The sequence below is a fragment of the Streptomyces sp. NPDC024698 genome, from assembly GCF_055559015.1.
The window spans coordinates 147,732-159,885 of record NZ_JBVHLK010000001.1; the positions used below are offsets into that span (position 1 = coordinate 147,732).

Here is a 12,154-nt window from a genome sequence, read left to right on the forward strand (position 1 = left end):
CAATCAGTGACTCTGGTTCCACGTCACACCCGTCCCCGTCCGAGCCGTCGATCCCTAGGGGGGATCCGCATCATGCAGGCCGCGCCCGTACGCGCCACCCCGATTCCGTCGTTCACCGATGCACTGCGTGCCGTCGAATCGCTGCTCATGAGCAGCGGTCAGCGCACCGCCCGCCGCAACGCCTGGACCTCCGTCCTGGAGGACCGCCGCCGCGCCAAGGACCGGGTCGAGACGCAGCGCGTGGTGGAATCCGTCACTCGTTCCTGACCGCGGCCGGTACCGAGCGCAGTCGGTCCGGCACCGGTCGGTGCCCGTCGCGCCCCCCGCGCGGCTCCGGCACGGGCCGGTGCCGTCACGGCGGCCGCCCGCGGGCCCCGCTCGCCCGGTACTGCCGTCGTCGGCGCTTCGCGGGCCACGTAGACTCGTGGGCATGGCGAGGAAGGAACCCGCAGCGGACGCTGCGAACCCCGGGCGACTCAAGCAGATCGCTCTGACGTACAAAATGACCCGCAAGGCCGATTCCAAGATCGGTCTTGTACTCGCGGCTGTCGGAATTCTCACCCTGGGTGTCTTCCTCGCGATCGGCTTCTTGATCGGCCACCCGGTCTATCTCGGGATTCTCGGGCTTCTGCTCGCCTTCCTCGCGATGGCGATCGTCTTCGGGCGCAGGGCCGAGCGGGCCGCCTTCGGGCAGATGGAGGGCCAGCCGGGCGCGGCCGCGGCGGTGCTCGACAACATCGGCCGAGGCTGGACGACGACTCCGGCCGTCGCGATGAACCGCAGCCAGGACGTGGTGCACCGCGCCGTCGGCAAGGCCGGCATCGTGCTGGTGGCCGAGGGCAACCCGAACCGGGTCAAGAGCCTGCTGGCCGCCGAGAAGAAGAAGATGGCGCGGATCGTCTCGGACGTTCCGGTGCACGACATCCTCGTGGGCACGGGCGAGGGCCAGGTGGAGCTGAAGAGGCTCCGCACGACGATGCTGAAGCTGCCGCGCGTGCTCGCCGGTCCCCAGGTCACCGCGACCAACGACCGGCTGCGCGCCATGGGCGACCTGATGAGCAACATGCCGCTCCCGAAGGGCCCGATGCCCAAGGGGATGCGGATGCCGCGGGGCGGACCCAAGCGGTGACGCTCACGCCGGCCTGACCAGTCCTACGACGATGGGGCGCCCGGAGATCTCCGGGCGCCCCATCGTCGTTGCCACGGGCCCGCGCCGGGCTCCGGCCGCATGGACCACACCGGGCGGTGCCTTGCCGGGAGCCGGCGCTCAGGACGCGGCCGGCGGTCCCTCGCCGGGAGCCGGCGCTTCGGGCGCACTGGGTGGTCCCTCGCCGGGGACGTGGCGCTCCGGGTGCATCGGACGGTCAACCATCGGAAGCGACGCGCTCCGGGCCTACCAAACGGTCACCCGTCGGAAGCGACGTGCCATGCGCTCCGGGGTACCGGACGGTCGCCCGTCGGGGTCGGATCGCCCTGGATGGCGGGGTCGGCTCGCCCCGGCGAGTCGTCCCGCTCGGCCGAGCAGGTTGGCTTCGCCGATGCGGGACGGGGTTCTCCCCCGGTTTCGGGACCCGAGGTCAGACGCGGATCTCGATCGTTCGGGCGAGGCGGTCGTGGAGGCCTCGGCCGTCGCGGTCCCAGACCAGCGCCGGGACGGCCACGCACAGGAGCGCCGTGCGCAGCAGGACACGCAGCGGGTTCGCCCGGCCGCCGCCCTCGGCGACGACCCGCAGGCCCAGCAGCCTCTTGCCCGGGGTGGAGCCGACGGTGCCGACCGTCAGGACCCCGAGAACGAAGAAGACGAGCAGCGCCCAGTTGCCCGTGGCCTGGCCGTAGCCGTCGGTGAGCAGCCCGTATGCGATCAGGAGGCACAGGCCCCAGTCGATCGCGAGGGCGCCGAGGCGGCGGCCGGGACGGGCGATCGAGCCCGGTCCGTGCTCCGGGAGACCGAGCTGTTCGCCGCGGTACCCGAAGTCGACACCGGCGTCCTCCGCCGCCGCGCGGGGGCCGGAGAGCCACGATCCGATTGCTTGCCTGTTGTCCACCCGTCCAAGGTACTGTGCCCGTTTTGCCATGCGGACAGGAGGGGCCTGGAGGGCCGCGGTCGGTTAACTTGGGCGAAACAAATGGGTCACGCTGGAGAAATCCCCCGTCCCTATGGTCGGCTCCAGCGTGTGCCACCGCACTGGCCGCACGAACGAACTACCACCCCGGTCCACTGTGGGCGGGAGTAGGAGGAGCTGGATGTTCCAGAACGCCGACGAGGCCAAGAAGTACATCGCGGACGAGGACGTCAAGTTCGTCGATGTCCGTTTCTGCGACCTGCCGGGTGTGATGCAGCACTTCACGATCCCGGCCGAGGCCTTCGACCCGGCCGAGGAGCTCGCCTTCGACGGCTCCTCCATCCGCGGCTTCCAGGCCATCCACGAGTCCGACATGGCGCTCCGCGCCGACCTGTCCACCGCGCGCGTCGACCCCTTCCGCCGCGACAAGACGGTCAACATCAACTTCTTCATCCACGACCCGATCACGGGCGAGCAGTACTCCCGTGACCCGCGCAACGTGGCCAAGAAGGCCGAGGCCTACCTCGCCTCGACCGGTATCGCCGACACCGCGTACTTCGGTCCCGAGGCCGAGTTCTACGTGTTCGACAGCGTGCGCTTCAGGACCGCCGAGAACGAGTCCTTCTACCACATCGACTCCGAGGCCGGCGCCTGGAACACCGGTGCCGCCGAGGACAACCGCGGTTACAAGGTCCGCTACAAGGGCGGCTACTTCCCCACCCCGCCGGTCGACCACTTCGCCGACCTGCGTGCGGAGATCTCCCTGGAGCTGGCCGCGTCCGGCCTCCAGGTCGAGCGCCAGCACCACGAGGTGGGCACCGCCGGCCAGGCCGAGATCAACTACAAGTTCAACACGCTGCTCGCCGCGGCCGACGACCTCCAGCTCTTCAAGTACATCGTGAAGAACGTCGCCTGGCGCAACGGCAAGACCGCGACCTTCATGCCGAAGCCGATCTTCGGTGACAACGGCTCGGGCATGCATGTCCACCAGTCGCTGTGGAGCAACGGCTCCCCGCTGTTCTACGACGAGGCCGGCTACGCGGGCCTGTCGGACATGGCCCGCTACTACATCGGCGGCATCCTCAAGCACGCCCCGTCGCTGCTCGCCTTCACCAACCCGACGGTGAACTCGTACCACCGCCTGGTCCCCGGCTTCGAGGCCCCGGTCAACCTGGTCTACTCGCAGCGCAACCGCTCCGCGGCCATGCGTATCCCGATCACGGGCTCGAACCCGAAGGCCAAGCGCGTCGAGTTCCGCGCGCCCGACTCCTCCGGCAACCCGTACCTGGCGTTCGCGGCCCTGCTGATGGCCGGTCTGGACGGCGTGAAGAACAAGATCGAGCCGGCCGAGCCGATCGACAAGGACCTGTACGAGCTGGCTCCCGAGGAGCACGCGGGCGTCGCCCAGGTCCCGACCTCGCTCCCGGCCGTCCTCGACTCGCTGGAGCGCGACCACGAGTTCCTGCTCGCGGGCGACGTCTTCACGTCCGACCTGATCGAGACGTGGATCGACTACAAGCGCACGAACGAGATCGCCCCCCTCGCCCTGCGCCCGCACCCGCACGAGTTCGAGCTGTACTTCGACGTGTGATATCGCCCCAGGTCAGAGCGGTTTTCCGCTCTCCTGGGCCGTCTGTGGTCCGTCGGCCGTGCCCTTCCTCACCGGAAGGACACGGCCGTCGGCCTGTTCCGGGCCCTTCGCCGCCGACGGCGATCGCGGGCTCACCCGGGGCGGAGCTGATGACGCCGGGGCCGTCATGATCACGGGGGGGGCTGGAAACCGGCGCAGGGGAGAAGACGTGATCTACGTTGCGGGGCCTTTTGTCCTGTTGGCGTCGATGGTTGCTGTCGGCAGCATCGTGGCGATCATTCGTGGCTGGGTGCCGTCCTCGGCCCGGCCGTCTGTCGAGCGGCCCCGCCTCTACGGTCTGGGGACGCTGTTGTGTTCTGTTGCCGTGGGTTCGATGGCGGTCGGCGCCTTGGTGTTCGTGCGCACCGACCCCATGCGGGGGCTGGCAAGAGGGGTTTCGATCGGGGTACTCCTTCTCGGCTTGAAGGTGCTTCGGTCGTGCCGACGCCCTGGAAGCGCCGATTTGCCTGACCTGAACAACTCCTAGGGGCCCAGGGCAGGCCGCCGGTGGCCACGCCACAAGTCGGGCGACGACGCGTCCGTCGCCTTCTGTCACTGGTGATCGCCGCAGGTGAGCGACGAACGGCGCCCTTTGCTCCGTCCCTCTGAACGAGGCTGACCGTGGCATCCGAACACCCTCGGGAGCTGGGCGCGGCCGGTGTCGTTCGCCGCCGGGGGCCGGCTCGCGGTATGGAGAGTTCTTTGCTTGCCGTGGGGCCGATCGGGCCCGGTTCATGGGGAAGTGCGGGCGCACAATGGAGAGCGGGACGAGTGCCTGAGTGCGGGGTGGTGCGAGATGCGGAGCCGGTTCCGGAACGATCGGCAGCTGACCGTGCGGATGACGGTCACGCTGTTCCTGCTCGGATTGCTGTACGTGGCCTTCGTCGCCGCGTTGATCGTGTTGCTGAAGTCCTGGGTCCTGGTCGTCGTGATCGCGGCCGGGGTACTCATCGCGCAGTACTGGTTCTCGGACCGGATCGCGCTGTACGCCATGCACGGAAGGATCGTGGAGCGGGAGGAGTACCCCCAGCTCCACGGCGTCGTCGACCGGCTGTGCGCCGTGGCCGACATGCCCAAGCCGCTGGTCGCGGTGTCGGACATCGACATGCCGAACGCGTTCGCCACGGGGCGCAACGCCGATCACGCGGTGCTGTGCGTGACCACCGGGCTGCTGCGCCGCCTGGAGCCGGACGAGCTGGAGGGTGTCCTCGCGCACGAGCTGTCGCACGTCGCGCACAAGGATGTCGCCGTGATCACCGTGGCGTCCTTCCTCGGCGTCCTCGCCGGACTGATCGTGCGGTTCGCGTTCTACTCGCAGCTCTTCGGAGGGCGGGGCCGCAAGGACCAGAACACCGTCGCCATCTTCATGGCGGTGATGGCGGTGTCCGCGGCCGTGTACGCCATCAGCTTCATGCTGATCCGGGCGCTGTCCCGGTACCGCGAACTGGCCGCCGACCGTTCCGCGGCCCTGCTCACCGGCCGCCCCTCGGCGCTGGCTTCCGCGCTGACCAAGGTGACCGGGGACATCGGCCGGATCCCGACGAAGGACCTGCGGACCGCGCAGGCCTTCAACGCCTTCTACTTCACCCCCGCGCTCGGCGCCCAGCCGGGCATCGCGAACCTGTTCTCGACCCACCCGAGCCTGGAGCAGCGGCTCGGACAACTGGCCCGTATCTCCGTCGAGCTCGGCGAGGCGGCCGTGCCGGACGCGGGTGCCCCGACTCCCGGAGAGGCTCTCTGACCGCATGGGGTTCCTGGACATCCTGCTCGGCCGCAGCAAGCCCGCCGCACCCGACCTCGACCAGCTCTTCGGACTGCCGTCGGCGGCCCTGACCCTCCAGGCGGCGGCCGGGTTCACCCCGACCGGCACGGGAGCGGTGTGCTTCGCGTCCGTGGAGGGCGGGGCCTTCGCCCAGGCGCACGAGGAGGCGCAGGCCCTCCTGGACGCGGACACCGGGCGGACGGGCCCCCCGGTGGAACGAAGCAGGGACGAGTACGGCTACTCGTGGCTGGTCTCCCGCCGCACGCCCGAGGACCTGCCGGCGCTGGTGAGCGATCTGCACGCGGTCAACACGTCCCTGGAGAGCACCGGATTCGGTCCCCAGCTGCTGTGCTCCGTGGTGGCTTTCGAGGACGGCGGACAGCGGCGGCTCGGTCTGGTCTATCTGTACAAGCGAGGATCGTTCTACCCCTTCGTGCCGCTCGCCGGCGGGGGCGAGCGGCGGGACAACGCGCTGGAGCTCCAGATCAAGGCGGTCCTGGCCGACGACCTGCGCATCGAGCAGGACCTCGCCCGCTGGTTCCCGATCTGGGGCGCGCCGGGCCTGTGACGCCACGGCCGGAGGAGCCCCTCGCGGGGCGCTCAGCCGGATTTCTCCCGACTGCATCCCCCCCATATCGCTATAAAGTCGTACGGAATCGACGCAAGGGGTGCCCTCATGAGCAATCTGTTCGTCGTCGCCTACGACGATGTCGCCACCGCGAGCCGGGTGCGCGACAAGCTCTTCGAGCTGTCGAAGCAGCATCTCGTCGAGCTGGAGGACGCGGTCGTCGTCGAGCGGAGCGAGGACGGCAGGATCAAGCTCCACCAGGCGGTCAGTCACACGGCCGTCGGCGCGGCCGGGGGCGCGCTGTGGGGCGGTGTCATCGGGCTGCTCTTCCTGGCACCGCTGCTCGGCGCGGCGGTGGGCGCCGCGGCCGGTGCCGCCGGAGGGGCGGTCACGGACACGGGGATCAACGACCGGTTCATGAAGGATCTCAGCCAGAATCTCCGGCCGGGCGCGGCCGCGCTGTTCGTCCTGGTCAAGCAGGCGGCCGGGGACAAGGTGATTCCCCAGATCGCCGAGTTCGGCGGCCAGTTGGTGCAGACCTCGCTGAGCCAGGAGCAGGAGGACCATCTGCGCGAGGCCGTCGCCGCCGCGCAGGCGAAGGCCGCCGAGGGCACCGCGCCGCCGGAGAGCGGACCGGCGACGGTCGGCACGGCCGCACAGGCGAAGGACGCCGGGAGCGCGGTTCCGTCGCCCGGTCTCACCGAGCCGGGCCCGAGCGGTACTTCCGCCGCAGGCTGAGCCGGGCGGCGGGCCCGTCGATCGCCGTTCCCCGAAGGGTGGTCGCGCGGCCGCTCCGGCCACCGGACGGCATCCCGCACCCCGGCTCGGGCGCGGCGCGGTCCGCGTGCGTGAATGGGGAGATGCTCTCCGCCTTCACGCACCACCACGACGACGAACGACTGAGCTGCGTCTCCAGCGGTGGTGATCACGCCGGAGGTCCCGCCGCGACCGCCGTCCTGCTGCACGGCGCGGGCAACGGCAGCAAGGAGCGGCTGCTCCCGCTCCTCGGCGAGTTCGCCGCCCGTGGCTGCGCCGGGCTCGCCTTCGACTTCTCCGGACACGGTGAAAGCAGCGGCACCCTGGGCGAGTTGAGCCTTCGACTGCGGTTCGAGCAGGCGGTGTCGGTGATCGACGCGACGGTTCCGGCGGATGCCCCGCTGATCCTGGTCGGGTTCAGCATGAGCGGCCAGACGGCGGCCGATCTCGCGCGGCACTACGGGAAACGCGTGGTGACGCTCGTCCTGTGCGCTCCCGCGGTGTACGCGGCCGAGGCCTGGAACCTCCCCTTCGAGGACCCGGAGAGCGCCCCGCGGCAGGACGGTCCGGCGGCGCAGAGCCGCTTCAGCGGGATCCTCCGTACCCCGGACAGCTGGCGGCGGACGTCCGCGCTCGACGTGCTGCGGGCGTACGAGGGCAGGGCGGTGCTCGTCGTACCCGCCGCGGACGCGGTCATCCCGCCGGCCGTGACGGAGGCGGTCGCGGACGCGCTGGGCGCTCGCGCGGACTTCACCCGCTTCGAACTGCCCGCCGCCGATCACTTCCTGGGCCTCTGGTTCCGCGACCACGCCGAGGACCGGCGCCGGCTCGTGGACCTCGCCCTCACCGGACTCGGCACCCCGGCCCGCGACGTCACCGGAGTCCCCGAGGCCGACGGGGCCTGAGCGGCGGACGGGCCTGAGCGGCAGCCGGGGCCTGAGCGGGCGCGGCACCTGAGCGGGCGCCGACGGTGGTGCGTGCGGCGCCGCCCGCACCACCGTCGGCGCCCCCACCGCCCGGTGGTGGTCTCAGACGCCCGGTGCCGCCGGGACCACGCCCGCGATGACGGCCGCGCCCAGTGCCGCGTGGTCGGCGGCGTTGCGGTCCGTGTAGCGCAGCGCGAACTCCGCGACGGCCCGCTCGAAGGTGTCGGAGCCGCCGAGGTAGGCGGCGATCGCGACGCGGTCGCCGGAGCGGGCGTGCGCGCGGGCCAGGGCGGTGCCGCACAGCCGGGCGTAGGCGCGCAGTTCGCCCGGGCCCATGCCGGCGATGTCCGCGGACTCCTTCATGTCGTGCAGCTGGCGCCAGTAGAACGCGCGTCCCTCGGGGCCGGTCGTCCAGCCGAGGAAGGCGTCACCGGCGGCCTGCATGAGCCGCTGGCCCGCGACGACCCGGCGCCCCGGATGGACGTACGGGCCGCTGGGCAGATGCTCCTCCAGGACGGAGCGTCCCGCCTGTCTGATCTGGAGGAACAGCGGGTCGTCGGCGTCGCGTCCGGCGAGCAGCACGATGAAGCAGCGGGTGCCGACACTGCCCACACCGACGACCTTGCGGGCGGCGTCGACGAACCGGTAGCGGTCGAGCAGCAGCCGGCGTTCCTCGGGGAGGGTGGAGCGGTAGTCGCTGAAGATCTTGCGGAGCGAGGCCATGTCCATGGCTCCGGCCGGCTCCAGCAGGGGCGGGTCGTGGACGATGCGTCGCCGGCCGCCGACGGTCTCGGTGAGTTTGCCGAGCGCCAGCAGGCTGGTGCGGCGGCGGGCCCGGGTGAGGGTGGCCTCGGCGCGCCGGCCGCGGCGGCCCGAGCGGACCAGGGGCAGCAGCAGTCCGGCGTCGATGTGCTGGTACCAGACGGTCAGTTCGCCCTGCCGGGCCAGTCGTCGCACGGCCTCGCGGTACTGCCCGGCGGCGGCTCGTGCCGCGTCGAAGACGTGCTCGTCCTTGTGCCCGTTCTCCCGGGCCGCGACCGCGACGCTGGCCGCGAGCCGTTTGACGTCCCATTCGAAGGGTCCGGGGAAGGTCTCGTCGAAGTGGTTGAGGTCGAAGAGCAGGGGGCGTTCCGGGGCGGCGTACAGACCGAAGTTCAGCAGGTGGGCGTCGCCGCACAGCTGGACGGTGAGCCCGGTGTGGGGCTGGGCGGCGAGGTCGGCGGCCATGACGGCGGAGGCCCCGCGCAGGAAGGCGAGGGGGGAGGCCGCCATCCGCGCGTACCGGATCGGCAGGAGTTCCGGGAGCCGGTCCCTGCCCTGCGCCTGGAGGATCCCCACGGGGTCGGGGCGGCCGGCGACGGGGATCCAGCTGCCGTGCGCGGAGCGGCGCACCCGCTTGCGGGCCGCCCGGCCGCGGGCGGCCCGGTCCGCCGTTCCGGCCGTGCCGGCCGTGACGCTGTCGCGGAGCACGGCCGTCAGTGCCTTACGGCCCGGGCGACGTCGGCCTTGACGTCACCGGTGAGGGAGCGGTTGCTGCGGGCGGTGGCGTCCTTGGAGCCGTTCGCGGCGACGTCGTCCACCGTCACGACGGTCGTGTCGAGGAGGTTGCCGCTCGCGTCGCGGAAGTCGACCTGGACGACGTACGACTTCGCCGAGGAGGTCGGATTGGCGGCGGTGACCTTGACCGTGGCGCGCCCGTCGGAGTCGGCGGTCGCGGTCCCGTCGAGCTTGACCTCGCTCTTGGCGTCCGTGCCGCTCTTGAACTCGTCGAACTTCCGGCCGGCCTCGGCGGTCGCGGAGGCGAGGGCGTCACCGGCCTCGGTGGCGGCGGACGCGGCCTGCGAGACGGCGGACGCGGCCCGGGAGGCGGCGGACGCGGCCTTGGACGCGGTGCCGGAGGGGCTGCTGTCGTCGGAGCAGGCGGTCAGTTGCGCGGCCAGGGCCGCCATCACGGACACGGCCAGAATCAGTCGGACCGGTCCTCGTATGCCGTCCCTCTGCTGCATCGACTCTCCCCACGTGGTCCTGGTTCGCCTCCGGATCCCGCTTCCTCGCGGTGGCCCAAGTCAAGGCCTCGGGCCGGTTCCCCGCATGCCCGGCTGCGTCCAACGGGTGAACCCCGTCCCGTGGCGGGGGCGGGTCCTGGAGGATGAGGATGCGGAACGCGGAGCGCGAGGTACGGAGCGACCGGACGGAGACGACGTGACGGGAAAGCCGCGGCACATCGGGGTGGCGGAGCGGCGGGCACGGCTCGGGCTGCGGCAGCGGCTGGCGGGCACCGCGCGGGCGGCGGCCCCCGAGGAGGTGGCGGACTCCCTGGTCGCCCTGCACGGCACCGACCCGGCGACGGTGTATCTGGGGGTGGGCGCCCGGCTCGCGGACCCCCGCGGGACGGTGGCGCTGGTGGAGCGGGCCCTGTACGAGGACCGTTCACTCGTACGGATGCACGGCATGCGGCACACCGTGTTCGTGTTCCCCAGCGCTCTGGCGGCCGTCGTGCACGCCTCGACGGCGCTCGACATCGCCGCGAAGGCCCGTGCCGGGCTGGTCAAGGACCTGGTCACCGGGAGCGGCGGACGGCTGACCGGGCCATGGCTCGACGAGGTCGAGGCGTCGGCGCTGGCCGCGCTGGCCCGGCGCGGGGAGGCCACGGTGAGCGAACTCAGCGCGGACGAGCCGCGGTTGAAGGAGCAGTTCGCCTACGCGGCCGGGAAGAGCTACGAGGGGGTGCACACCGTCTCGTCCCGGCTGATGCGTGTCCTCGGGGTGGAGGGCCGGGTGGTCAGGGGGCGTCCGCTCGGGTCCTGGACGTCGACGCAGTTCCGCTGGGCGATCGCGCCGCCCCATCCCTCCCTGCCGCCCGCCGAGGCCCGGTCCGAGCTGTTGGACCGCTGGCTCAGGGCGTGCGGGCCGGCCGGCGAGGCCGACCTGAAGTGGTGGACGGGGTGGAAGGTCACCGACGTACGGCGGGCGCTGGCCGACAGCGGGGCGGTCGCCGTCTCGCTGGACGACGGGGGCACGGGCTATGTGGCGGCGGGTGACGAGGAGCCGGTGGACGGGCCGGACACCCCGTGGGCCGCCCTGCTGCCCGCCCTCGATCCGGCGCCCATGAGCCGGCCGGAGCGCGACTGGTTCCTCGGACCGTCCCTGCGGCCCGCCCTCTTCGACCGCAGCGGCAATGTCGGCCCGACGGTGTGGTGGGACGGCCGGGTGGTCGGGGGCTGGGCGCAGCGGCCCGACGGAGAGATCGTCTGGCGGCTGCTGGAGACCGGGGGCGTCGGCCGTGAGGCCCGGGACGCGATCACGGCGGAGGTCGAACGCCTTCGGGCCTGGGTGGGCGACACCCGCGTCACCCCGCGCTTCCGGACGCCCCTGGAAAAAGAGTTGTCGGCGCGGTGAGAGCAGCGGGCGGGACAGCGGTGCCCGAGAGGACGCGAACCGGATGCGCTCAGACGCGCCACGCGGGACGCCGGGACAGCGGTGCCCGGGCGGGTGCCGGCGTCGGAACCGGTGCCGGGCGGCCCGCCACGGGGGCGGAGCGGCCCGGCGCCGGTCGGTGCGCTCTGTTCCTCAGCGCGCGTACCTCATCAGGGCACGCACCATGTGGCAGGTGGTGTCCGACGGCGGGTGAACGCCGATGAGTCGCGCGGTGGTGCGGATCTTCTCGTCGCGGGCCTGGTTCGGCACGTAGACGCCGGAGTCGAGCAGGGCGATGGCGAGGCGCATCGCCTTGAGCCGGCGGTTGTGCGTGACGTACCAGTCGCGGGGGCGCCCCGGCGGGAGCGGGCACTTCTCCACGGGTTCGTACGGCAGGTCCGGCGGAACCGCCGTCCTGGATGTGGACCGAGTGGGCAGCGGCTTCAGTGCGGCAGCGGGCACAGGCATCCTCCTGTCGCGGTCTGGGCGTCGTCCGGACCCCCCGGCGACACCCTCGAACACTGCTTCTATTCTACTGCCAGGCACTGACAAAAGCCGCTGGCCACAGGCGCTTTGGAAGCTCCGTGACGGCAGTGAGGGAAGACATCCGGCGTAACGTGTGCGGCATGGAGATCTGGATCAATCCGGCCTGTTCGAAGTGCCGCAGCGCGATCAGCCTGCTCGACGCGGAGGGCGCCGAGTACACCGTCCGCCGGTATCTGGAGGACGTGCCGAGCGCGGACGAGATCCGTGCCGTCCTGGACCGTCTCGGCCTCGAACCGTGGGACATCACGCGGACCGGGGAGGCCGAGGCGAAGGAGCTGGGGATCAAGGACTGGTCGCGGGACGCCGGTTCACGGGACCGGTGGATCACGGCGCTGTCCGAGCACCCGAAGCTCATCCAGCGGCCGATCATCACCGCGGACGACGGGACCGCCCTGGTGGGCCGCACGGAGGAGGCGGTTCGGGAGGCCCTGTCCCGCTAGCCCGGCCCGCTCGCCAACTCCCCTGTGATCCAGGTTACTTAAGTGA

14 protein-coding genes are annotated in these 12,154 nt (G+C 71.7%); 10 read left to right on the forward strand and 4 right to left on the reverse strand.

Annotated features, from left to right (window positions below):
* Window positions 1-72: 72 nt before the first annotated feature.
* Together ACZ4AA_RS00645 and ACZ4AA_RS00650 are read left to right on the forward strand one after the other, a co-directional pair.
* Complete coding sequence (locus ACZ4AA_RS00645) at window positions 73-267, forward strand: SCO2195 family GlnR-regulated protein (protein ID WP_467593078.1); 195 nt, start codon at window positions 73-75, stop codon at window positions 265-267.
* 163 nt (window positions 268-430) lie between these two features.
* The gene (locus ACZ4AA_RS00650; protein WP_467593080.1) at window positions 431-1,129 is read left to right on the forward strand and encodes a DUF4191 domain-containing protein; all 699 of its coding nucleotides are present in this window, start codon (window positions 431-433) and stop codon (window positions 1,127-1,129) included.
* Window positions 1,130-1,577: 448 nt separating this feature from the next.
* On the opposite strand, the gene ACZ4AA_RS00655 is transcribed toward ACZ4AA_RS00650, so the two are convergent.
* The gene (locus ACZ4AA_RS00655) at window positions 1,578-2,045 is read right to left on the reverse strand and encodes an RDD family protein (protein ID WP_467593082.1); all 468 of its coding nucleotides are present in this window, start codon (window positions 2,043-2,045) and stop codon (window positions 1,578-1,580) included.
* A gap of 199 nt (window positions 2,046-2,244) precedes the next feature.
* On the opposite strand from ACZ4AA_RS00655, the gene glnA reads away from it, so the two are divergent.
* The 6 genes from glnA (at window position 2,245) to ACZ4AA_RS00685 (ending at window position 7,684) form a co-directional block, all read left to right on the forward strand.
* Window positions 2,245-3,654, forward strand: a complete 1,410-nt coding sequence (gene glnA / locus ACZ4AA_RS00660; protein WP_467593085.1) for a type I glutamate--ammonia ligase — start codon at window positions 2,245-2,247, stop codon at window positions 3,652-3,654.
* 208 nt (window positions 3,655-3,862) lie between these two features.
* Window positions 3,863-4,180: a hypothetical protein gene (locus ACZ4AA_RS00665; protein WP_467593087.1), complete on the forward strand. Its 318-nt coding sequence runs from the start codon at window positions 3,863-3,865 to the stop codon at window positions 4,178-4,180.
* Between the two features lie 309 nt (window positions 4,181-4,489).
* Complete coding sequence (gene htpX, locus ACZ4AA_RS00670; protein ID WP_467593090.1) at window positions 4,490-5,434, forward strand: zinc metalloprotease HtpX; 945 nt, start codon at window positions 4,490-4,492, stop codon at window positions 5,432-5,434.
* Window positions 5,435-5,438: 4 nt separating this feature from the next.
* A complete protein-coding gene (gene pspAB, locus ACZ4AA_RS00675; protein ID WP_467593093.1) occupies window positions 5,439-6,023 on the forward strand; it encodes a PspA-associated protein PspAB in 585 nt (194 codons plus the stop codon).
* A 108-nt stretch (window positions 6,024-6,131) separates the two neighbouring features.
* Window positions 6,132-6,761, forward strand: a complete 630-nt coding sequence (locus ACZ4AA_RS00680) for a DUF1269 domain-containing protein (RefSeq protein WP_467593096.1) — start codon at window positions 6,132-6,134, stop codon at window positions 6,759-6,761.
* Between the two features lie 122 nt (window positions 6,762-6,883).
* Window positions 6,884-7,684, forward strand: a complete 801-nt coding sequence (locus ACZ4AA_RS00685; RefSeq protein WP_467593099.1) for an alpha/beta hydrolase — start codon at window positions 6,884-6,886, stop codon at window positions 7,682-7,684.
* A gap of 123 nt (window positions 7,685-7,807) precedes the next feature.
* Here the strand turns inward: ACZ4AA_RS00685 and ACZ4AA_RS00690 are convergent, their stop codons facing one another.
* Together ACZ4AA_RS00690 and ACZ4AA_RS00695 are read right to left on the reverse strand one after the other, a co-directional pair.
* A complete protein-coding gene (locus tag ACZ4AA_RS00690; protein WP_467593102.1) occupies window positions 7,808-9,175 on the reverse strand; it encodes a DUF2252 domain-containing protein in 1,368 nt (455 codons plus the stop codon).
* A 5-nt stretch (window positions 9,176-9,180) separates the two neighbouring features.
* A complete protein-coding gene (locus ACZ4AA_RS00695) occupies window positions 9,181-9,711 on the reverse strand; it encodes a hypothetical protein (protein WP_467593105.1) in 531 nt (176 codons plus the stop codon).
* Window positions 9,712-9,907: 196 nt separating this feature from the next.
* Between ACZ4AA_RS00695 and ACZ4AA_RS00700 the strand changes: the two genes are divergently transcribed.
* Complete coding sequence (locus tag ACZ4AA_RS00700; protein ID WP_467593107.1) at window positions 9,908-11,104, forward strand: winged helix DNA-binding domain-containing protein; 1,197 nt, start codon at window positions 9,908-9,910, stop codon at window positions 11,102-11,104.
* 171 nt (window positions 11,105-11,275) lie between these two features.
* Here the strand turns inward: ACZ4AA_RS00700 and ACZ4AA_RS00705 are convergent, their stop codons facing one another.
* Window positions 11,276-11,584, reverse strand: coding sequence for a hypothetical protein (locus ACZ4AA_RS00705; protein ID WP_467593110.1), 309 nt, complete (start codon window positions 11,582-11,584; stop codon window positions 11,276-11,278).
* A gap of 164 nt (window positions 11,585-11,748) precedes the next feature.
* Between ACZ4AA_RS00705 and ACZ4AA_RS00710 the strand changes: the two genes are divergently transcribed.
* Window positions 11,749-12,108, forward strand: a complete 360-nt coding sequence (locus ACZ4AA_RS00710; RefSeq protein ID WP_467593114.1) for an arsenate reductase family protein — start codon at window positions 11,749-11,751, stop codon at window positions 12,106-12,108.
* Window positions 12,109-12,154: the final 46 nt, after the last annotated feature.

Coding starts and splice junctions, on each gene's coding strand:
- glnA (WP_467593085.1), top strand. CDS start 2,245: ATGTTCCAGAACGCCGACGAGGCCAAGAAGTACATCGCGGACGAGGAC.
- ACZ4AA_RS00710 (WP_467593114.1), top strand. CDS start 11,749: ATGGAGATCTGGATCAATCCGGCCTGTTCGAAGTGCCGCAGCGCGATC.
- pspAB (WP_467593093.1), top strand. CDS start 5,439: ATGGGGTTCCTGGACATCCTGCTCGGCCGCAGCAAGCCCGCCGCACCC.
- ACZ4AA_RS00680 (WP_467593096.1), top strand. CDS start 6,132: ATGAGCAATCTGTTCGTCGTCGCCTACGACGATGTCGCCACCGCGAGC.
- ACZ4AA_RS00650 (WP_467593080.1), top strand. CDS start 431: ATGGCGAGGAAGGAACCCGCAGCGGACGCTGCGAACCCCGGGCGACTC.
- ACZ4AA_RS00695 (WP_467593105.1), bottom strand. CDS start 9,711: ATGCAGCAGAGGGACGGCATACGAGGACCGGTCCGACTGATTCTGGCC.
- ACZ4AA_RS00645 (WP_467593078.1), top strand. CDS start 73: ATGCAGGCCGCGCCCGTACGCGCCACCCCGATTCCGTCGTTCACCGAT.
- ACZ4AA_RS00685 (WP_467593099.1), top strand. CDS start 6,884: ATGCTCTCCGCCTTCACGCACCACCACGACGACGAACGACTGAGCTGC.
- htpX (WP_467593090.1), top strand. CDS start 4,490: ATGCGGAGCCGGTTCCGGAACGATCGGCAGCTGACCGTGCGGATGACG.